This window comes from Alkaliphilus oremlandii OhILAs (genome assembly GCF_000018325.1).
Taxonomy (GTDB): domain Bacteria; phylum Bacillota; class Clostridia; order Peptostreptococcales; family Natronincolaceae; genus Alkaliphilus_B; species Alkaliphilus_B oremlandii.
In genome coordinates this window covers 2,420,906-2,441,313 of the sequence record NC_009922.1, presented here as the reverse complement: position 1 = coordinate 2,441,313, position 20,408 = coordinate 2,420,906, and the positions used below count along the sequence as shown (strand labels likewise).

Sequence of the window (20,408 nt, the reverse complement as noted above, 5' to 3'; positions counted from 1 at the left end):
TGAAATAAAACAAAATATTTTAAAAATTAAAAATATAAAAATTGGTATTTGTTTATATAAATTATATTTGTGCGAGGCACGTCTAAAGAAACCATGATTGAATATAATTTAATAAGGTTTAATAAATAAAATAGGTAGGAGGGGGTTAAATGTTGACGAATCCGGTAGTGCTATCGGTAATCATCATGACAGTATTGTGTCTACTTAAGGTCAATGTACTTATTTCAATTATTTTATCAGCTTTAGCGGGCGGAATATTAGCAGGAATGTCTCTGGGCGACACCATGGGCACATTAATCGGTGGTATGGGTGGTAGTGCAGAAACTGCATTATCTTATATACTATTGGGCGCCTTAGCAGTTGCCATAGGTAAAACAGGAGTAGCAGACATACTCGTTGTAAAGATTGGAAATTTAGTTAAAGGGAAAAGTCGTATTTTTATATTTTTAATTGCAGGAATCGCATGTTTTTCTCAAAACTTAATCCCTGTTCATATTGCATTCATTCCAATTCTAATTCCACCACTGCTTGCTCTTATGAATAAAATGAAGATTGATAGGAGAGCGGTTGCTTGTGCACTGACCTTTGGACTGAAAGCCCCATATGTAATGCTTCCAGTTGGATTCGGTCTTATTTTCCACAATATTATAAGGGATGCTCTGATAGATAACGGTGTTCCAGTAGAAACTGGCATGATTTGGAAGTCTATGCTCCTTCCAGGAGCAGGCATGATCATTGGACTTTTTATAGCGATCTTAATCACCTATAGAAAACCTAGGGACTACAAAGATGTGGGGATGTCCAACGTAGAAGTGGAAAGAGAAACTGTAAAGATGAAGAAGGAGCAAATGGGTGCTTTAATCGCAGCAGTTGCTGCTTTTGGCATACAGCTTCTAACGGGCTCTCTTCCTCTAGGAGCAATTATAGGCTTGTCAATCATGATCGCATTCGGATCATTCAAGTTAAATGAGCTGGATGGCATGGTAAATGGTGGCGTTGGACTCATGGGATTTATTGCCTTTGTAATGCTGATTGCATCAGGTTATGGATCTGTACTTAGAGCAACTGGTGGCGTTGAGACTCTCGTAGAGGTTTCAGCTGGGATCATGGGTGGTAGCAAATTTATCGCAGCCTTCGTCATGCTATTAATTGGTCTAATCGTGACCATGGGAATCGGTACATCCTTCGGTACAGTTCCAATTATTGCGGCGATTTATGTGCCTTTATGTGTTGCCTTAGGCTTTAGTCCAGCAGCGACCATCTGCTTAGTTGGAACCGCTGGAGCATTGGGAGATGCTGGATCCCCTGCATCAGACAGTACCTTAGGACCTACCTCAGGATTAAATGCAGACGGACAGCACGACCATATTTGGGATACCTGTGTGCCGACATTTCTACACTATAATATAGCTTTAATCATCTTTGGAACAATTGCAGCATTAATACTTTAACGCAAAATAAACCCATGTGCAGAAGGAGCGACAAGCACCCTTTTGCACATGGGTTTTACATTTCTTACTGCATTTTTTCTCCAGTATTGATATCGATTTGTCCTTCAAATACATAAGCGTTATTGAGTTTCATGACCTCTCTAAAAAAGCTTAGTGGAACGAAAGTGTGGCCATCTACTAATTCTGGAGCATCTCCTAATTTAATCGGTGCAGTTTTCATATAAACATAATAATCTTTCCCTAGGGTAAAGGAGATGCCTTTATCTATGGTAACACTTTTAAGTTCATCATCCCATTTGACCTCAGAGCCTAAAGCTTCTGCAATTGCACGGATTGGAACCATGACAGTACCATTTTCATTGAGATAGGCAGATGGCGCTGTTATTTTTTTATTTTCAACAACAATATCCATTTTAGAAACATCGCCAATTACTTCGGAAACGTTGTCATCATTCTCATCGACTTCAATGATCGGATGCTCTGCATCTTCATAAAGCACAACGATTTGGCTCGGTGTGGTTTGTGCGGGAATGCTCTTTGTAGAAACTGTGTAGGAAACCACAAGCTTTCGGTTTGCGAGCTCACCGCCAAAAGCCTCTCCATTTTGTAACATTATTTTTGTTTCATCAGATATATTTAACTTCAAGAAATTATCAGAGCTTACCAAGTCTTTATCAAACACGTCAACTTTAATAATTTCTTTAGTATCATTAACAACTACAACTTCAGCATGATATTGCGGTGGATAAATCATAATCATTGGCGCGTTGCCGTTGTAATATCCAGTAACTGTATCTCCTACCTTAATCTCATCCTGACTTACAACATAAGTATCCTTCGTTATTAAAATAGTGGCTAGTCGCTCTCCTTCCCCTTCCACTGAGATATATGTTCTGTCTGCATTATCCTCAGAAACTCGAATCTCGGTTACTTTACCAGTGAAAGATTGGAACTGGAACTTATTTAAAATAGCATTGATTGGCAACGCAGTTTTCACATCGCTTTCATTAGTGATCGTTTGGATATCGTTAGCAAAAGCTGTAACGCCGGAAGCTGTTATAATAGTTAAGGACATAAGTCCCGCAAGAACTTGTTTAAATTTCATAATATCACATCTCCTTTGAATAAATTTTGTTTACATTAGGTTAGACGACAGAATAAAAAAAAAGTTCCATAAAACGATGAAATAATTTTTAATTTCAAAGTACATCGAAATTGACACCCTGACAAAAATATGTTAAAGTCTACTTAATGGTTTTATACCTAACAAAACCTAATTAAAACAAATTAAAATGAATTTAGCGCAAATGAAAAGGGGAGAGAATTTTTATGAAGAAATTTCAAAAAAGCATTGTATTACTTCTGGTATTGGCTTTTGTTCTAACAGGATGTAATGTAAAGAAGCCAAACGAAGTACCGCCTACAGGCAATGAACCAGTAAAACAAGAAGAGCCAGTTACCTTAACAGTATCTGCCGCTGCCAGTCTTACAGATTGTTTAGAAGAGATTAAAGCTATGTATATAGAAAAGAACAAGCACATTGATATTACATACAACTTTGGTGCTTCCGGTTCTCTACAGCAACAAATTGAGCAAGGAGCTCCTGCTGATATCTTCTTCTCCGCAGGTAAAAAACAAATGACAGCATTAAAAGATGCGGGACTTATGGTAGAGGATTCTATAAAGGATATTTTAGAAAACAAAGTAGCCTTAATTGTTCCAGTGAACGGAAAAGAACTTAAGGCGGTGGAAGAGCTTACAGGGGATGATATTACTAAAATCGCTGTAGGTGAGCCTGGTAGTGTTCCTGTCGGTCAATATACAGATGAAATATTAAAGAATCTAAATATTTATGATGCTGTTGAATCAAAGCTTGTTTTTGCAAAGGACGTTAGAGAAGTTCTTTCTTGGGTTGAAACAGGAAACGTAGAGGCAGGATTTGTTTACCAAACAGATGCACAAATCAGCGATAAAGTAAAAATTTCTTTAACTGCACCAGAAGGATCTCACAAAGCAGTAATCTATCCAATCGGTGTAGTAAAGTCTAGCCAAGTCACAGAAGCTGCACAGGATTTTGTAGACTACTTATTCGGAGAAGAAGCAAAGCAAGTATTCACTAAATACGGATTCTCTCCATTATCATAATCGTTGAATTCATACCTTGGGGTATGTGATTTTAAAAATATATAACTTCTATATAATAACCTTTAAATTTCTATATTTAAAGGTTATTATAATACATAGGGAGTAATATCGTCTATTAAGCTTGGAGGGAGCAGAAATGAACATTGACTTATCGCCACTTATCATATCTCTAAAAACCTCACTGGTTGCCGTATTTTTTACCTTTATCCTGGGCATCGTGGCTGCACGATGTATGCTCCATGCTAGTGGTAAGGTTCAGTGGATTTTAGATGTTATCTTTACTTTTCCTTTAGTTCTTCCGCCTACTGTTGTAGGGTATATACTTTTAGTGTTTTTTGGTAAAAACAGCTTTATTGGAAATCTTCTCTCTAAAATCAACATTTCTATCATATTTACCTGGGAGGCAACGGTGATATCTGCAATTATTGTATCTTTTCCGCTGATGTATCGAGCAGCGAAGGGTGCTTTCGACCAGATCGATATGAATTTAATATGGGCGGCTCGAACATTAGGACTTTCAGAGTTGAAGATATTCATTAAAATCATGATACCTCTTGCACTGCCCGGCATTATTTCAGGAGCGATTCTAGCCTTTGCTAGAGCCCTTGGAGAATTCGGCGCTACCCTGATGATTGCGGGAAATATTCCAAAGGTTACGCAAACCATTCCCATTGCCATTTACTTTGCCAATGCATCTGGTAAAACAGAGGTGGCTAGCTTCTGGACTGTGATCATTATAGGTATTTCATTAGTTGTACTAGGATTTATGAATTATTTAGGATTTAAAGAAAAGAGGAGCATCAGTGGAGGTACGACTAAATGAAAATCTATGTAGATATTATTAAAAAATTAGGAAACTTCCAATTGGAGACTCAGTTTGAATCTCATAACGAAAGACTGGGATTATTGGGGGGGTCAGGCTGTGGAAAAAGCATGACCTTAAAATGTATCGCAGGAGTTATTACACCGGATGAAGGGGAGATTGTTCTCAATGATCGGATACTCTTTAGCTCCAAGAAGAATATTAATCTGATACCACAGAAACGGAATACAGGGTTAATGTTTCAGAACTACGCTCTTTTTCCCAATATGACTGTAGTTCAAAATATTGCCATAGGAATGGACGGAAAAGATTCTGCTGAGAATAAGAAGATCATTGAAAATTATTTAGAATTATTTAAACTAAAGGGTCTTGGGCAGCGGTACCCCAGTCAGCTATCAGGAGGGCAGCAACAACGTGTGGCCTTGGCAAGAATCATGGCAAAGTCGCCGGATATACTGATGCTGGATGAGCCTTTCTCTGCGCTGGATAGTCATTTAAGATTCTCTATAGAAGACGAATTTGGTGAAGTTTTAAATAACTATAATGGGCCTGTGATTTACGTATCCCATAGTATCGAAGAAGTCTACAAATTTTGTAATAGTACGGCCATTATGAACAATGGTAGAATCTTTGAAAAAGATACCACAGAAAATATATTCAGTAGACCGAAAACGCTGGAAGGAGCCAAGCTTACAGGCTGTAAAAATATTTGTCCAATAGAGAAAATAGGAGCTAGGCGGATATTGGCTAAGGATTGGCATATTGAATTGGATCTACAAGATCCCATCGACGAGGATATAAAGTTTGTAGGGATTCGTGCAAAGAGGATCCTCATAACAGACCATAGTAGAGAAGAAAATTCTTTTGAAATATCCATAGAAAAAGTGGTGCAATCACCATTTGAGACGATTTTAGAAGTAGTTCCTACAGAGTCCAAAGAGATTGCACAGCGTATCATATGTCGATATAATAAAGAAGAAGCAAATAATGTTATAAAAATGCAGAAACAAGGTAAAATTTTTGGTACAATAGAGAAAGAGAATATACTCTTACTAAAATAAGAAGGGTGAGAACGATGAATAATGATATTCTATACACGCCGGAAGAACTTGCTTTAAAGCTTAAAATATCAAAATACACTGTTTATGAAATGATTAAGCGAGGAGATATTTCAGCACATAAAATAGGCAGAAGCTTAAGAATTTCAGATGCTCAACTAGAAACTTATTTAGCCAAGACAAATGCATTGAGCAACACTTACCATGCCAGTATCATAGAGGAAGATGGGGAAAAATATGCACAGGTCAATGGTGTGAAAATCTCTGTCAATACGAATTTAGATGGTAATGTGAAGATGCTGATTCGACCAGAGGATATCATCCTCAGTTTGGAAATCTTTCCGAATAGTGCACGAAATATACTAAAGGGAACGGTAACCAACATTATAATAGAAGAGGAAAGTGCGAAGGTTTTCGTTGATACAGGAATTTCTATTGTGGCTTTAATCACTAGAAAATCATTGAATGATTTGAATATAGAAAAAGGCACTGAAATCTATGCTATTTTTAAAACCATGGCAATTAAGGTTTTTAAATAAAGAAATATCCATCGGGGAGGGGCGTTCTAATGAAGTTGGAAATAGATGAGCATACATTACAGTACATTAAAGAAAATGGTAGTATGATCCATATTGATTTCAATATTTCTAGATCCTGCTGAGTTAAACTACCTGTGCCAAAGGTTCGCTTTGGAAAACCCAAGATATTCAATGAATTTGATGCGTATCCTATAGACTCTATCATAGTATATATTCACAAGTTGATTGAACCTAGTAAGGAAGTACTAACTATAAAATTAGACCAATTTCTTTGGAATAAATCCATATCCATATATGGTTATAAACTATAAGATGAAAAAGTAGAAAACTAAGATTTTCTACTTTTTTTATTAAATTGATAGAGAACAAGAAGTTGAAATTGTTAAAATATTAACCATAAAATGTTGGTGTGTTGTAAGAAATATACTGTTTCGTTTTTAATGAAAAGGGGATATAATAGAATATAGGATAGAAATTTTAAGAATAATGTTCTATATAAATTAATTTTCAAGGGTTCTGAGTGAACTTGGAGAAATAGAATCGATAATGTTCACTGAAAAGAATATGTAATGCATGGTAGATAATCGTATAGAAAAAATAAATATTGATACTTATTTAACAATAAATGAATTTATATTTCTGAAAAAATACATTTTTTAGAATTTTAAAACAGATAATAAAATATGAGATTTTTTGCGAAAACATGGAAGAGATCAGGTAAATTAAGGAATAGATTTTTTGATTTCATACTTCTACACAGGGGTGGATATTTGCATACTGAAACTTATTCATTAGGAGGGATGAATTATGAGAAAATTCATTGGTTTCTGTTTATTTATTTTGACGGGAAGTTTGCTTTTGGTAAATTCTTTTCATCGAACAAATAATATACCTTGTAAAATTCTATTGATAGGTTTCGGTTTTTTTTATTTTATTGGATTGACGGACCACTTTAAAGAAATCTTTGTAGGAGGTAATGGTAGTGGAAATCAAAGAAAATAATAGAAATATAGTGATCCTCTCTGTGATCAGTGCGGCTCTTACTTGGTATATGAATCATAAAATGGGGTATGGTGCAATAATAGCAAATGGCTTAGTGGGCGTAATGGGAGCTATATTTCTTCCTACTACCTTAGCGGGAGCTGTATTTACATCATCCTTTGTAGGGATGTCCAGTGCTGAAGTCATCCCCTCCTTAAATTGGGCCATTGTAGGCGGCTTCATCGTTGGTGCTATCATCTCTTTAACAAAGGAGATCTACGCAGGATTTGGGGGAAAAGGCGGAACAACAGCGGCTACTGCAACTTTAATTACTAAAATAATCATGACGTTATTTGGCTAGATAAGGAGGGATGTAAATGAATACTTTATGGATTTTATTCGCTGGTGTTATGGGCTCTGTATCTGCCTATTGGATTAGTATCCATTTAAATAAAGGAGCTGTTATGGGTGCTGCTGTCGTCACACTTCTTTCTGGAATCATTTTTCCCTATATCCATCCAGAAATAGGAAAAACTTTAGCTGTCGTAGCAACTACTGGAGCCTATGCTGGAATGATCTCTAAAAAAAATATACCCCATATATTGGAGATGGTGGCCATTGGAATTATTGTAGGGACCATATTTCTTTTAGCGACGACGACATATGTAGGTGTGGGCGGCAAACTAGGAACCATGGCAGCCATTTCATGTTTTACATGGATGGGCATTAAAAAGATATTTAACGCTACTGTAAATAAAGAAATATGTGCAACAAAAGAAATTCCCAGACATAAAATAAAGACAGAAAATTATTAGCGTTCTGTATGTGGGCCATTCTATGGAATGTATTTCTTGATAATGATTAATATTAAAACCTTATGTGAAATAAAAAATAAGGAAGTATACATTAAAAATCGTATACTTCCTTATTTATTTAAAAAGATTTTGAATTCTAAGGAGGCGGCTATCGAATTTGTGTCTTAAATACATCCTCTGCTAGTTTAATATTTTTAATAACAATAGGGGCCTTTACTTGACTCAAATAGAAATTTTCATCGGACAATTGTTTTCTTAAATCCTCAATGGAAAGATCCAGCTTCTGTAGCGTATCCTGCTCTTCCTGTTTCGTTAAATTTTGTCTTAAAGAAGTACTTAGCTTGCTAGCTTCATTTAAATGCTCTAATGCTCCCAAATAATTATTAGATGCTGCAAATAAAATAGAACCTCTAATGTGGTAATACATGCCATAGATATTATGACTATGGTTTCCATTGAAATAGTTTCTAAAATCAGAGGTTATTCTCGTAAGCTCATTTCCTAGCTTAAGGCTTGGTAGCACTTCTCTATTCATAATCGCTAATGTAAAATTATCCAATATTGCTTCAAATTCTTCACATTTTTTGTAGGATATATTGACCGATACTAATTGAGCTTCTAAACTATTCCACTTAGTATGAATTTCAGTAACGGTGGCATTAATTTTACTCCAAACCTCGTCAATATTCCTTGGGAGAGTAGGTATATTAATAAAGCTACTGTGTATATCAGAAGCATCCAAAAGAGGAATGATAATCTGATCCTTGGTCACTAGAACCTTTAGGTCTATTTTTTCAGAGCCTTCAGTTTCCTTTGAATCTTCTTTTTTAGATTTTTCTTCTTTGGCCTCTGCTTTTTTTTCATCTTTAATTTCTTTACTTTGCTGTACTTCAACGGTAAGATTTTTATGAGCTTTTTCATCCTCCAGCTTTTTTTGCTTCAGTGCTTCTTCTATGCCAGATATAGTATCCATATCATATAAAACCTTAAGTATGTCTTCTTCTATTTCAGATAAAACCTTCGGTAGCTTCGGCATGGAAACTTCATTGGAATTCGGATTTGGTTTTTTTAGGTTATTGCTACAACCGGTTAAAATAAATAGGATGATGAATATTGGCATAATCTTATTATAATTTTTTCTGCAAAAATGAATCATAGAAAATCACCTCTACTATAGGTTTACCAATATTAGAAAAAACATTACATAAATAATGGTGCCTAAAATAGTAAAATAATACTAGAAGGATTTTAAGTGAAATTACCGAAATTAATAATAGGCAATCGTATGCATCATACCATATGTTTTAAGGAGAAAAGAGGTCAATATCTATGTTTTTTAAAAAAGCTGCTTCTATAAATTTTGCAAATAAAGTAATGAAAAAGAACAGAATACCGATTTTACTTTATAATAAGCATTGGAGAAGTTTATACAATAATAATATGAATAAGTCTATGGAGAATCTCAGTAAGGAACTGGAGAAGCTATTGATCGAACAAAAACAAGCGCAGGATAAATTACGAGTGAACAAAGAGAAAAAACGAGTTCTTATGAATAAAATCATCCACTTATCGGATCTCTTAAATAGCAAAGGGGAAGAGGTTCAAGTTTCTAGTATTGAAGATGCAAAAAATGAAATCAATGCTTTAAATGAAGAAATCGATCAATTGTTAGAGGAACTAGAAATATATCCAGAAAAAATAGAACATGTAAATCTGGAGTTATTAAAGGCCACAGCCAAGGTATCTTATGCGGAGATTAATACCACCCAATCTAGACTGAAAACTGTAGATGAAGAAATTGAACGATTAAGAGAAAAACTTGGTGAATATCGGGACGAGAAGGAATCGCTAGAAAAAAAGGTCCAAGTTATATATTCGCTGCTCCACTCCATTATTGGACCTGATGAGATAGAACAACTGGATATCAAGTTTTTTGAAGATTAAGAAGGCCATTGTGTTTTAAAGAAGGATCAGACGATAAAAAATTACTTCTGCTGAAAAAGTGATATAACGAAAGTGTAATCGAGTTCACCGAATCAAGGTGTTCTACAATTACACTTGTTTTTTATGTTGAATTATTTAAAGATTTAAAAAATATAAAGAAAGTGATATGATAGTATTATAAGAGGTGAAAAGTATGATTAAGGGAATCGGAATTGATATTATTGAAATTGATCGAATCGGACAAGCAATATCTAAAAACAATGGTTTTATGGATCGTATTTTCACATTGAATGAGCAGCGCCTATTTGAAGAAAAAAATAATATCATGGAGACTATTGCGGGGCATTTTGCTGCCAAAGAGGCCACAGCTAAGGCCCTAGGGACTGGCATAAGAAATATGAAGTGGAAGGATATCGAGATATTAAAGGATTCCTTAGGAAAGCCCTATGTAGAGCTTCACAATAACGCCAAAACTCTAGCGGACAGTATGCATATTGAGCAAATTTTAATATCCATTTCACATAATAAAAGTAATGCTGTAGCACAAGCTATTGCCATATAGTAAATATCATAACAAAATAGGAGGATACCAATGATAACAAAAGAAAATTTAAGACCTGTCTGGGCTGAGATTAATTTAGACCATTTGAAGCATAATATCCATGCCATAAAGAACATCGTGAAAAAAGATACGATTGTATGTGCTGTGATAAAGGCCGATGGATACGGTCATGGCGCTGCTGAAATTGCAAAAACATTGCTTGAAAATGGTGCCGATAGAATTGCAGTGGCTACCTTAAGTGAGGCAGTAGCCTTGAGAAAATCAGGGTATGAAGTGCCAATTATGGTTTTGGGATATACCCCTGAGCATCAAGGAGAATTGATTTTGGACAACAATATTACCCAAACCGTATATTCCTATGATCAAGCCCTTGAATTTTCTAATGCTGCAAAGCAAAAGAATCAGAAGATGACCCTTCATTTAAAAATAGACACTGGTATGTCTCGATTGGGATTCCAACCGAATGAAGAGGCGATTCATGATATTAAAAAAATATTTAACCTACCGAACCTAACGATTGAAGGCATTTTTACACATTTCGCTGCAGCAGATGATCGGGACAAGGCGTATACCTACCAACAATTCCATACATTTATGGACTTTGTAAAGAAGTTAGAGCAGGAAGGGTGTCCAATACCAATTAAGCATGTTTCCAACAGTGCTGCAATTATGGATCTACCTGAAATGAACTTAGATATGGTAAGACCAGGAATCATACTTTATGGCTTATATCCATCGGATGATGTGGATAAATCCAGAATTGAGTTAAAACAAGTAATGGAGTTAAAGGCTAAAATATCCCATGTAAAAACCCTTACTAAAGATAGAGGGATCAGCTATGGATTAAAGTATACCACTTCAGGCGATGAAAAAATTATTACAATGCCGATCGGATATGCAGATGGCTATACCCGAATGATGTCTGGAAAGGCAGAAGCCATCGTAAAAGGCAACAAAATACCGCTGGTTGGCCGGATTTGTATGGATCAATGTATGGCCAATGCTACGGGCTTAGATGTTGAACCAGGAGATGAGGTTACGCTTTATAGCAATGATAGAGAAAGTGGATTGAGTATTGATGATATTGCAAACAAGCTGGGTACCATTAATTACGAAATTGTATGTATGCTAGGAAAGCGTGTTCCGAGGGTGTACATGGAAAATAATAGTATTGTACACATTAAGGATATTTTGCTAATATAGGAGTATAGATTTTTGTGACCAAGTATAATTTTCTGTAAATAATGAAAGACTTATACTATCATAGGATTTTCCTTCAATACTTTTAGGAGGTGCACAATGGCCGATTCAAAAAGAATTATGATAAGCCTTCCTGATAGTCTTTTACAAGAGGTAGATAATATTGTTTCTATGGAAAAGACAAATAGAAGCGAGTTTATTCGTGAAGCAATGAAACTATACATTCGGGAGAGAAATAAAATGGAACTGAGAGAGCAGATGAAGAGAGGCTATCAAGAGATGGGAGTAATCAATCTGGCATTGGCCGAGCTTGGACTAAGTTTAGATATGTCTTCGTTAGAAACCTACGAGGCGAGAATGGCGGAGTGTGAGTAAAGTGATTATAAAAAGAGGAGATATCTTTTATGCGGATCTAAGCCCTGTTATCGGCTCGGAGCAAGGGGGAGTAAGGCCTGTATTAATCATACAGAATGATATAGGAAACCGATATAGTCCTACCATTATCGTAGTTGCTATTACTTCGCAAATCAATAAAGCCAAGCTTCCAACCCACGTTGAAATTAAATCCTCTGATTATGGATTACCAAAGGATTCAGTTTTGTTACTTGAGCAAATTCGAACCATTGATAAAAGGCGTTTGGAGGAAAAAGTCGGCCATGTAACAGATGATATTATGGAGAAAGTAAATGAGGCCTTATTAATTAGTCTCGGTTTAATCGAATTCTAAAGACTTAAAATGCTGAAAAGACTTAAGGAAACTTAGGTCTTTTTTATTTTGGGTGCCGATTGTATTCTTCCATTATCAGTATTATTGTAGTATAATATGAAAAGAATATGAGAAAATCATGTGTAATTGGAGTACAATTTAAATTATGAAGGAGATGGTAGGTTTGAAGAGAAAATCTAAAGGATATATTTTTTCTACTGTTATAATAACACTTTCTTTAATTACGGCAGGTCAGATTGTTAGTGCTTCAACGAAGGATCCAGGTTCACAAACAGATCCGTTAGTTACACTATCTTATGTGGACCTGAAATTAAATCAATTAAAGGATTACATAGATCAAAAAACTTCTTTTGGAAATCCGTCAGGACAGCCAGGTTATGCAGGAAATGGATCATTTCAAGTGGTAGAGATGAAAAGTGGACAAAGTCTAATTGCAGGTGAAGGCACAGAAGTTATCCTAAGATCTGGTGAAGTTACTGCCATTATCAGCTCGTTAGGAGGGCTGACAGACGTAACGGCAGCTAAAGATTTACAGCAGGGAGAAAAAATTTCACCAAATCATCTGTTGATTATACCAAGATCCGATGGAAGAGGAGCACTGGCATTAACAGATGCCTTTCTGCTAGTGAAGGGAACATATACTCTAAAGTAAAATACATAAAATAGACTTCCTATTTCAATAAAATGGAAGTCATTTTATTGGATATATTTCTAGAAAGTAGGTGCAAATATGATAAAAAAGATAAAAGATAAAAAAGAGATCCTGATCATTCTTTTAAGTATCATTGTATTAGCCACAACAATATTTCAACGATATGGAATTGAAAATCAGAATAAAGTGGTGGATATTGTTTTAGATTATGACGAAATGAATGAGATGGCAATGCAGTCAGACCATGAGCTGAGCTGGTGGTTCAGCAATTTCAGTAAATTTGGTGTTCAGTATGTAGGTCTTCTTGAAGAGACCATTGAATCCATGATCTATGACAATAAAGATGTCCATGCGATCATGGGCTGGGAAGTGCTGCAAAATAATATGGAGGTAAAGAATTATTTAGGAGATTTAGAAGAAACTATTAAGGATAAGATTACGAAATATGATGTATTAGTTGCTACAGAATCAGAAGATAGCTTCAAATTTATACAGAATGGACTAGAAAGTCGATACAGCAAAGATTTATTTCAAATTTTATCGGATGATGGAAAGTATCTAATTCTTCTAAAGGGAGATATATACGATACCGTTTATCACCCAAAGACCTTTTCAGACGTAAACGATAAGGGCGTAGGCTTGAAGCAGAATCCATATACATCGAAGCTGATCAAGATTGGGTTAGGATTTGATCCAGAGAAGATCAACTTGATTAAGGACAGTGGATTAGAGGTATTTGCAAGACCGTCAAACTATAGCCCATGGACAATGGATCAGTATATTATTGCATTATTCCAGGATTTTGAAACATATAAAATCATACCCCCAGCATTTATATTTACGGGCAATGTTATTTTAGGATACCCAAATTATAGTGACCTTACAACAAAGTACATGCAAGAGCAAAATATCATGGTGGGTCTAGTAGAATCTTCCGTTCAAAGGGGACATTTGGAGCAGGAAGGAATCGATGAGTTAACCAGAGCCTTAGACTATAACGCTGTAAGGATTTTCTCCATATGGCCGTATATTCAGGAAAAATTTAAAGCATATGATTATGAAGGTGCGGAGGAAATCGAAAACACCCTATATAGAGCAGTAACGGAAAGAAATGTCAGATTGGTATACTTCAAGCCATTTAAAGAAAATAAAATATCTTACGTTACAAATTTTGATGAATATGAAAAAATGTTTGAACGATTTGAAGGTAGAATTTCTGAGCATGGTATAACCATTGGACGAAGTGAACCTTTCGCACCGAATCGTGTACGATTGGCAAAACAGACTGTAATTGGTTGGGGCGTAGTTGCCGCTGCTATCCTGTTACTTTCTCATCTGTTTAGCGGACATAAGAAATTAAAAGATATCTTGTTGGTGCTGGGATTACTGCTGGTGCCTGCTGCATATTTTGTAAAACCCCAATTGATGGAAAAGATCATGGCCCTTGGTGCATCCATTGTATTTCCTTCTTTAGCCATTGCATGGCTATGTAAAGAATGTAAAAAATATTTCTATGATCCTCAAAAAAGCGATTCTTTATTCAGTACCATAGGAATCGCTATCAAAACCTTGTTAACTGCCAGTGGAATTTCTTTAATTGGAGCGTTCTTTATTGCAGGAATTCTTTCCAATACAGAATTCTTATTGGAGATGGATATATTTAGAGGTGTAAAATTTAGCCAGATGTTACCAATTGCTCTATATGTTGCAATCTATTTAGCTTATTTTGGGTATAAAGGCAAAGAGAAAAAAGAACCGAATTTAACACTGGAAGATATGAAGAAGCTTTTATTTGAGGATATCAAAGTAATTTATGTCTTGTTGGGCGCCGTTGTGTTAGTGGCTGGATATATTTATATTGCTAGAACTGGCCATGAAACCAATATTCAGCCATCGACTCTTGAAATTATGGCAAGAAATATATTAGAGGAAAAGCTGATAGCAAGACCTAGGAATAAAGAGTTTCTAATTGCATTCCCTGCACTGATGGCGGCAATTTATTTTGCTACAAAAAGATCCACTTTATTTATTTTTGGAGCAGGGCTCGGAGCGATTATTGGTCAAACCTCTATTGCGAATACCTTTAGCCATTTGAGAACACCAATATACTTATCCTTTATGCGAACTGTATATTCTTTAGGTATAGGAATTATTTTAGGTATTGTCTATATTGTGATACTAGAGATGATCCTTAAGGGAATGCAATCATTGTTTAGGGAGGCTAAGAAAGGAAGAAATTAATGAAGAACGTATTCATATTTGGATATTATGGATTTCAGAATACAGGGGACGAAGCAATCTTACAAGTTATCGTAGATCAGATCAGAGAGCATATTTCCAATGCCAATATCTCAGTTTTAAGCTATAACGCTAAGGAGACCATGGAAAAATACAAGATTAAGTCCGTAAGCCGGAATAAATACATGGACTTAATTAAAGCCATTAGGGAAGCTGATATCGTTGTTAGTGGCGGCGGATCGATTTTACAGGATGCCACCAGTGTAAGATCCTTAATTTATTATTTAAGTATTATTTATATCGCAAAAAAAATGGGTAAGAAAGTAATGTTCTATGGCAATGGTTTCGGGCCCATCACGAAAACCTTTAATAAAAAATTGGTCCAATACATTATCAATAAAGTGGATGTGATTACGGTAAGAGATATACAGTCCAAGGAAGAAATGATATCTCTTGGGATAAAGAAGGATATTACTGTAACTGCCGATGTGACCTTTGCCTACAAAAATATCCCAAAGGTTGAGGTTGCAGAGGAAGAATATTCTAAAAAGAAGATAGGAATATCTGTAAGAGATTGGAAGGATGAAGAACGGTATAAAAGTGCCATCGCTGGTGCTGGAGATTATTTAATTCAGAAAGGTTATGAAGTAATTTTCGTACCGATGCAGCATCCCAGAGACTATATCGTTTCAGAAGAAATTGCATCCATGATGGAAGGAAATCCTAAAATTTTAGAAAATAAATATACCATTAAAGAATTGATTCATATGATGTCAGGATTTCATATGATGATCGGCATGCGGCTCCATTCCCTTATATTTGGAGCAATTGCTGGTATTCCAATTCTAGGGATTGAATATGATGCGAAAATTTATAATTTTTTACAAATCGTTGGACAGGAAAATGGTGGTAAGCTAGAAGAACTGGAGGAAGAAAGTCTCATCAAAGCCATCGATCAGGTTCTGGCTCATCATGATTTATATGCAGAAAGAATCCATATTGGAAGACGTATGCTTCAAACAAAATCAGAAGAGAATATATTCATTTTGAAAAGCTTTATGGAAAAGGGTGGAATCGTATGAGAAAGCAAGAGCGTGTATTAGGTGTAAATTTCGATGTAGTAGATGAATCCCAAGCATTGAATATTCTAATCGATTTTCTAGAAAAAAAATCAGTCGTAAGATCCGTTTATACACCGAATCCTGAAATTGTAATGTTAGCTCAAGAGGACAGAGATTTATATAGAATCTTAAAAGAAGCAGATTTAGTTTTAGCAGATGGCATCGGTGTAATCTTAGCTTCAAAAATAAAGGGTTTGGAGCTAAAAGATAGAGTTACTGGCGTGGATACAATGGACAAGCTACTGCAATATTGTGGAAAAAATAAAAAATCAATTTTCATTCTTGGTGGCAAACCTGGCGTTGCAGAGTTGGCTTGTAAGAATATTGATAAAAAATACCCTGGGATTCAAATCGCAGGATACCACCATGGATATTTTATGGAAGCTGAAGAACCAGAAATTATCCATACAATTAATGAAGCCCATGCAGACATTTTATTTGTTTGCTTCGGTGCGCCGAAGCAGGAAAAATGGATCGACAAAAATAAAAGTAAGCTGAATTGTGCCATCGCAATGGGTGTTGGAGGCAGTGTGGATGTTTATGCAGGTGTGGTTAAAAGAGCACCTGTAGCATTTCAAAAACTGGGACTAGAGTGGTTCTACAGACTTCTGAAAGAGCCTACAAGGTTGAAACGAATGATGGTTTTACCTAAGTTTTTAATAAAAGTGATCGTTACCAAAGAATAGATAAATTTGATACGGATAGAGGTGTTGCCTATGAAAAATAAAATATACACTACATTTGTTGAATATCTGGGGATCACCTTCGGATGTGCGCTCATGTCATTGGGCCTAGTATTTTTCCTAGAGCCCAATACCATAGCCCCTGGAGGTGTAACTGGACTTGCAATTGTAATACAGAAAATTGCGGGTGTTCCCATTGATGTAAGTAACCTGGTGATTAATGTTCCATTGTTCATTGCAGGAATATTCATTCTCGGCGGTAGCTTTGGTGCAAAAACAGGCTATGCTACGTTGAGTCTTTCTGCCTTTATAAGAATTTTTACGATCTTTGGGTCAGGTTATGTACCAACCAACGACTTATTACTATCCTCCATATTTGGTGGCGTGGTTCTAGGAATTGGAATCGGCATGGTCTTTCGATCTGGGGGAACCACAGGAGGAACGGATCTAGCAGGTGCTATCTTAAATAAGTACCTACCGAATATCAGTATACCGAAGCTCATGGGGATATTAGACCTCCTCGTGGTGATAACTGCAGGGATCGTCGTTAGAAATATCGATACATCTTTATATTCTATAATATCCTTATATATCGTCACACAAATGGCAGATTTTATTGTAGATGGCTTAAATTATTCCAAGGCATTTTACATTATTTCTGATAGATACGATGAAATTAGCGGAAAGATTATTTCTGATTTGGACAGAGGTGTTACCATCTTAGAGGGAAGAGGCTACTATACAGGTGCAGATAAAAATGTAATTCTGTGTATCGTGGATCGTGCTCAAGTAGCGAACTTGAAAAAGTTGGTTTATGAAATCGATGAAAGAGCATTCATGATGGTCAATACCGTTCATGAGGTTTTAGGTGAAGGATTTAAAGAAGTAAAAAAATAATATAAATAAGGAGGAGAGCAGTTTGGAAAAGAATATTCAAGAACTAAAAACTTTAGCCAATGATATTAGAAAAGATATTATAACCATGCTTGCAGAATCTGGTTCTGGACATCCTGGTGGATCCCTTTCAGCAGCTGATATTCTAACTGTACTATATTTTAATGAAATGAAGGTGGACCCTAAAAATCCAAAATGGGCGGATCGAGATCGTTTCGTATTATCAAAGGGTCATGCTGCACCAGTACTATATGCAACTTTAGCGAAAAAAGGATTTTTTCCAAGAGAAGAGCTAATGAAGCTTAGAAAAATAGATGCCATGCTACAGGGGCACCCAGACATGAAGGGAACACCTGGAGTGGATATGTCGACAGGCTCCTTAGGCCAAGGTTTTTCTGCATCCTGTGGGATTGCGATGGCAGGTAAAATTGACCATAAGGATTATAGAGTCTACACACTTTTAGGCGATGGCGAGCTTCAGGAAGGTCTCGTTTGGGAGGCTGCCATGTTAGCTGCGCATTATAAACTGGACAATTTAACAGCGATTATCGATTATAATGGACTTCAGATCGATGGAAGAAACGAAGAAATCCTTTCTGTAAATCCTGTTTCAGATAAGTTTAAAGCATTTGGTTGGAATGTGATTGCAATCGATGGACATTCCATTGAAGCAATTATAGAAGCCATTGGTAAAGCGAAAGAAGCGAAAAATGTGCCAACACTGATTTTAGCGAAAACAGTCAAAGGAAAAGGCGTTTCCTTTATGGAGGATCAAGTAGATTGGCACGGAAATGCACCGAAGGAAGAACAGAAGATACAGGCATTAAAGGAACTTGGAGGTGAAATATAATGACTAAAATGGCTACTCGTGATGCTTACGGTCAAGCTCTAGTGGAACTTGGACGAGCGAATGAAAATATCGTTGTATTAGATGCGGACCTTTCTAAATCTACTAAAACCGCTGATTTTAGAAAAAATTTTCCTGATCGATTTATCAATGTTGGGATCGCAGAACAAAATCTAATGGGAATGGCGGCTGGTTTATCCACTGCTGGAAAAATTCCATTTGCCAGTACTTTTGCGATGTTTGCTACAGGTCGTGCATTTGAAATCATTAGAAACTCGATCGGATATCCAAAGCTCAATGTGAAAATTTGTGCAACCCATTCCGGTATTACAGTTGGTGAGGATGGTGCTTCTCATCAAGCATTGGAGGATATCTCCTGTATGAGAACCATTCCAAATATGACCGTTATCGTACCTGCTGATGGCGTAGAAACAAAAGCAGCAATCCATGCTGTAGCAAAAATGGAGGGGCCGGTATACGTAAGACTTGGAAGACTGGCAGTACCGACCATTAACGATGAAGCAACCTATAAATTTGAAATTGGAAAGGGCATCCAATTAAAAGAAGGAAATGATGTGACCATTGTAGCCACAGGTTTAATGGTAAATGAAGCCTTAGAAGCAGCGAAAGAGCTTGAAGCAAATGGCATTCATGCAAGAGTAATCAATATCCATACCATAAAGCCTATTGATACAGAGTTGATTGTGAAGGCAGCACAGGAGACTGGAGCCATCGTAACAGCAGAAGAGCATAACATCATTGGGGGATTAGGTTCCGCAGTTGCAGAAGTCATCAGCGAGAACTGCCCTGTACCATTAAAGCGTATTGGTACAATGGATACCTTTGGAGAGTCTGGAAGTCCAGTAGATCTAATGAAGAAGTATGGACTGACAAAGGAAAACATCATCAGTGCTGTTACTGAAATTATGAAGAAAAAATAAGATGGATTTAAAATAAATATAAATAAAGTTTAAACGAATAAAGACCATGTAGGGGGGAAATCGGATTTTTCCTTCCTACATGGTCTTTCTATAAATTAATTTAAATAACAAACTTGTACAATTGAATATTTCTGTCCCCCTATGAATACAAATAACTATGAAGGATCGATGTTTTTATTAAATATTTATACTTAGGAATTATTTATATGTAAAAAGGGGGGAAGAAGTTTGGGATTAAAAAGAAAAATGCCAAAACTGCCGAAGGTTAACTGGAAGTTATTTATTACAATGGTGTTGCTAATTGTAATGGCCACTTGTCTTGTAAAATATGTTCCTAAATTATTTAAAGAAGATAGTGGGGTGGGGTATATGGTTTTAGAGACAGATCAAATTCCAGAAAAAATTACGCAGATATTACCGCGATACAAGATGCTAGAAAGAGCGCTAGCAGCAAAAGTAGATGATAATATCTATGTAATTGTTACGAGGGGAGAAAAATTAACAGCTGGATACGATGTGGATATTGATAAAATAGAAGTCGTGAAAGAGGATGAAGAAACGAAGCTGGTGGTTCATGCAATATTTAAGGATCCAAAGCCAGATGATTTGGTAACGCAGTCCATGACACATCCATATGTGGTGGCAAAGACAGAGCTTAAAGAGCTGCCTGCAAAAATTGATTTACAAATAACCCAGCAAGAGTAGAGGAAACCCTCTGCTCTTTTGCATTTTAAATGGGAAAATTTAAGGCTGTGTTTTTAAAACAATTACAGAAATGTAATGTAAA

At 36.1% G+C, this 20,408-nt stretch carries 23 protein-coding genes; 21 read left to right on the top strand and 2 right to left on the bottom strand.

Annotation, left to right across the window (positions count from 1 at the left end; all coding sequences use genetic code 11):
- Window positions 1-149: 149 nt before the first annotated feature.
- Window positions 150-1,451: a Na+/H+ antiporter family protein gene (locus tag CLOS_RS11895; RefSeq protein ID WP_012160126.1), complete on the top strand. Its 1,302-nt coding sequence runs from the start codon at window positions 150-152 to the stop codon at window positions 1,449-1,451.
- Window positions 1,452-1,515: 64 nt separating this feature from the next.
- On the opposite strand, the gene CLOS_RS11890 is transcribed toward CLOS_RS11895, so the two are convergent.
- Window positions 1,516-2,556, bottom strand: coding sequence for a copper amine oxidase N-terminal domain-containing protein (locus tag CLOS_RS11890; RefSeq protein WP_012160125.1), 1,041 nt, complete (start codon window positions 2,554-2,556; stop codon window positions 1,516-1,518).
- A 224-nt stretch (window positions 2,557-2,780) separates the two neighbouring features.
- Here CLOS_RS11890 and modA point away from each other — a divergent pair, with 224 nt between their 5' ends.
- From modA to CLOS_RS11855, 7 genes are all read left to right on the top strand, one after another.
- A complete protein-coding gene (gene modA / locus CLOS_RS11885) occupies window positions 2,781-3,596 on the top strand; it encodes a molybdate ABC transporter substrate-binding protein (protein ID WP_012160124.1) in 816 nt (271 codons plus the stop codon).
- Between the two features lie 136 nt (window positions 3,597-3,732).
- Window positions 3,733-4,419 carry a molybdate ABC transporter permease subunit gene (gene modB / locus CLOS_RS11880; protein WP_012160123.1) on the top strand — a complete coding sequence of 229 codons (687 nt, stop codon included), beginning with the start codon at window positions 3,733-3,735 and terminating at the stop codon, window positions 4,417-4,419.
- The gene (locus tag CLOS_RS11875) at window positions 4,416-5,480 is read left to right on the top strand and encodes a sulfate/molybdate ABC transporter ATP-binding protein (protein ID WP_012160122.1); all 1,065 of its coding nucleotides are present in this window, start codon (window positions 4,416-4,418) and stop codon (window positions 5,478-5,480) included. The genes modB and CLOS_RS11875 overlap by 4 nt, the downstream gene beginning before the upstream one ends.
- Before the next feature lie 14 nt (window positions 5,481-5,494).
- Entirely contained in the window at window positions 5,495-6,016 is a 522-nt protein-coding gene (locus CLOS_RS11870; RefSeq protein ID WP_012160121.1) for a helix-turn-helix domain-containing protein, read from the top strand.
- A gap of 807 nt (window positions 6,017-6,823) precedes the next feature.
- Window positions 6,824-7,018 (top strand): hypothetical protein, encoded by a 195-nt coding sequence (locus CLOS_RS11865; RefSeq protein ID WP_041719330.1) that lies wholly within the window; start codon window positions 6,824-6,826, stop codon window positions 7,016-7,018.
- The gene (locus CLOS_RS11860; protein WP_012160120.1) at window positions 6,999-7,358 is read left to right on the top strand and encodes a hypothetical protein; all 360 of its coding nucleotides are present in this window, start codon (window positions 6,999-7,001) and stop codon (window positions 7,356-7,358) included. Before CLOS_RS11865 ends, CLOS_RS11860 begins: the two co-directional genes overlap by 20 nt.
- 16 nt (window positions 7,359-7,374) lie before the next feature.
- On the top strand, window positions 7,375-7,812 hold the full coding sequence (locus CLOS_RS11855) for a hypothetical protein (protein ID WP_012160119.1): 438 nt from the start codon (window positions 7,375-7,377) through the stop codon (window positions 7,810-7,812).
- 148 nt (window positions 7,813-7,960) lie between these two features.
- On the opposite strand, the gene CLOS_RS11850 is transcribed toward CLOS_RS11855, so the two are convergent.
- Entirely contained in the window at window positions 7,961-8,968 is a 1,008-nt protein-coding gene (locus CLOS_RS11850; protein WP_012160118.1) for a hypothetical protein, read from the bottom strand.
- Between the two features lie 173 nt (window positions 8,969-9,141).
- On the opposite strand from CLOS_RS11850, the gene CLOS_RS11845 reads away from it, so the two are divergent.
- The 13 genes from CLOS_RS11845 to CLOS_RS11785 all read left to right on the top strand — a co-directional run bounded on the left by CLOS_RS11845 (window position 9,142) and on the right by CLOS_RS11785 (window position 20,326).
- On the top strand, window positions 9,142-9,756 hold the full coding sequence (locus tag CLOS_RS11845) for a hypothetical protein (protein ID WP_012160117.1): 615 nt from the start codon (window positions 9,142-9,144) through the stop codon (window positions 9,754-9,756).
- Between the two features lie 193 nt (window positions 9,757-9,949).
- Window positions 9,950-10,318 carry a holo-ACP synthase gene (acpS, locus tag CLOS_RS11840; protein ID WP_012160116.1) on the top strand — a complete coding sequence of 123 codons (369 nt, stop codon included), beginning with the start codon at window positions 9,950-9,952 and terminating at the stop codon, window positions 10,316-10,318.
- 30 nt (window positions 10,319-10,348) lie between these two features.
- Window positions 10,349-11,521 (top strand): alanine racemase, encoded by a 1,173-nt coding sequence (gene alr, locus CLOS_RS11835; protein ID WP_012160115.1) that lies wholly within the window; start codon window positions 10,349-10,351, stop codon window positions 11,519-11,521.
- A 96-nt stretch (window positions 11,522-11,617) separates the two neighbouring features.
- Window positions 11,618-11,893: a CopG family ribbon-helix-helix protein gene (locus CLOS_RS11830; protein ID WP_012160114.1), complete on the top strand. Its 276-nt coding sequence runs from the start codon at window positions 11,618-11,620 to the stop codon at window positions 11,891-11,893.
- Between the two features lies 1 nt (window position 11,894).
- Window positions 11,895-12,245 (top strand): type II toxin-antitoxin system PemK/MazF family toxin, encoded by a 351-nt coding sequence (locus tag CLOS_RS11825; RefSeq protein WP_012160113.1) that lies wholly within the window; start codon window positions 11,895-11,897, stop codon window positions 12,243-12,245.
- 163 nt (window positions 12,246-12,408) lie between these two features.
- Window positions 12,409-12,897, top strand: a complete 489-nt coding sequence (locus CLOS_RS11820; RefSeq protein WP_012160112.1) for a hypothetical protein — start codon at window positions 12,409-12,411, stop codon at window positions 12,895-12,897.
- A gap of 78 nt (window positions 12,898-12,975) precedes the next feature.
- On the top strand, window positions 12,976-15,138 hold the full coding sequence (locus CLOS_RS11815; protein ID WP_012160111.1) for a DUF5693 family protein: 2,163 nt from the start codon (window positions 12,976-12,978) through the stop codon (window positions 15,136-15,138).
- Complete coding sequence (csaB, locus tag CLOS_RS11810; protein WP_012160110.1) at window positions 15,138-16,217, top strand: polysaccharide pyruvyl transferase CsaB; 1,080 nt, start codon at window positions 15,138-15,140, stop codon at window positions 16,215-16,217. The genes CLOS_RS11815 and csaB overlap by 1 nt, the downstream gene beginning before the upstream one ends.
- Window positions 16,214-16,942, top strand: a complete 729-nt coding sequence (locus CLOS_RS11805) for a WecB/TagA/CpsF family glycosyltransferase (protein WP_012160109.1) — start codon at window positions 16,214-16,216, stop codon at window positions 16,940-16,942. The genes csaB and CLOS_RS11805 overlap by 4 nt, the downstream gene beginning before the upstream one ends.
- Before the next feature lie 30 nt (window positions 16,943-16,972).
- A complete protein-coding gene (locus CLOS_RS11800) occupies window positions 16,973-17,836 on the top strand; it encodes a YitT family protein (RefSeq protein WP_012160108.1) in 864 nt (287 codons plus the stop codon).
- Window position 17,837: 1 nt separating this feature from the next.
- The gene (locus CLOS_RS11795; RefSeq protein ID WP_083757168.1) at window positions 17,838-18,683 is read left to right on the top strand and encodes a transketolase; all 846 of its coding nucleotides are present in this window, start codon (window positions 17,838-17,840) and stop codon (window positions 18,681-18,683) included.
- A complete protein-coding gene (locus CLOS_RS11790) occupies window positions 18,683-19,621 on the top strand; it encodes a transketolase family protein (protein WP_012160106.1) in 939 nt (312 codons plus the stop codon). The genes CLOS_RS11795 and CLOS_RS11790 overlap by 1 nt, the downstream gene beginning before the upstream one ends.
- Window positions 19,622-19,849: 228 nt before the next feature.
- The gene (locus CLOS_RS11785) at window positions 19,850-20,326 is read left to right on the top strand and encodes a protease complex subunit PrcB family protein (protein ID WP_156774449.1); all 477 of its coding nucleotides are present in this window, start codon (window positions 19,850-19,852) and stop codon (window positions 20,324-20,326) included.
- The last annotated feature ends 82 nt before the right edge of the window (window positions 20,327-20,408 follow it).

Bases quoted from the DNA above. Each gene is read 5' to 3' on its own strand.
- CLOS_RS11895 (WP_012160126.1), top strand. From the start codon at position 150: ATGTTGACGAATCCGGTAGTGCTATCGGTAATCATCATGACAGTATTG.
- CLOS_RS11890 (WP_012160125.1), bottom strand. From the start codon at position 2,556: ATGAAATTTAAACAAGTTCTTGCGGGACTTATGTCCTTAACTATTATA.
- modA (WP_012160124.1), top strand. From the start codon at position 2,781: ATGAAGAAATTTCAAAAAAGCATTGTATTACTTCTGGTATTGGCTTTT.
- modB (WP_012160123.1), top strand. From the start codon at position 3,733: ATGAACATTGACTTATCGCCACTTATCATATCTCTAAAAACCTCACTG.
- CLOS_RS11875 (WP_012160122.1), top strand. From the start codon at position 4,416: ATGAAAATCTATGTAGATATTATTAAAAAATTAGGAAACTTCCAATTG.
- CLOS_RS11870 (WP_012160121.1), top strand. From the start codon at position 5,495: ATGAATAATGATATTCTATACACGCCGGAAGAACTTGCTTTAAAGCTT.
- CLOS_RS11865 (WP_041719330.1), top strand. From the start codon at position 6,824: ATGAGAAAATTCATTGGTTTCTGTTTATTTATTTTGACGGGAAGTTTG.
- CLOS_RS11855 (WP_012160119.1), top strand. From the start codon at position 7,375: ATGAATACTTTATGGATTTTATTCGCTGGTGTTATGGGCTCTGTATCT.
- CLOS_RS11850 (WP_012160118.1), bottom strand. From the start codon at position 8,968: ATGATTCATTTTTGCAGAAAAAATTATAATAAGATTATGCCAATATTC.
- CLOS_RS11845 (WP_012160117.1), top strand. From the start codon at position 9,142: ATGTTTTTTAAAAAAGCTGCTTCTATAAATTTTGCAAATAAAGTAATG.
- acpS (WP_012160116.1), top strand. From the start codon at position 9,950: ATGATTAAGGGAATCGGAATTGATATTATTGAAATTGATCGAATCGGA.
- alr (WP_012160115.1), top strand. From the start codon at position 10,349: ATGATAACAAAAGAAAATTTAAGACCTGTCTGGGCTGAGATTAATTTA.
- CLOS_RS11830 (WP_012160114.1), top strand. From the start codon at position 11,618: ATGGCCGATTCAAAAAGAATTATGATAAGCCTTCCTGATAGTCTTTTA.
- CLOS_RS11815 (WP_012160111.1), top strand. From the start codon at position 12,976: ATGATAAAAAAGATAAAAGATAAAAAAGAGATCCTGATCATTCTTTTA.
- csaB (WP_012160110.1), top strand. From the start codon at position 15,138: ATGAAGAACGTATTCATATTTGGATATTATGGATTTCAGAATACAGGG.
- CLOS_RS11805 (WP_012160109.1), top strand. From the start codon at position 16,214: ATGAGAAAGCAAGAGCGTGTATTAGGTGTAAATTTCGATGTAGTAGAT.
- CLOS_RS11800 (WP_012160108.1), top strand. From the start codon at position 16,973: ATGAAAAATAAAATATACACTACATTTGTTGAATATCTGGGGATCACC.
- CLOS_RS11790 (WP_012160106.1), top strand. From the start codon at position 18,683: ATGACTAAAATGGCTACTCGTGATGCTTACGGTCAAGCTCTAGTGGAA.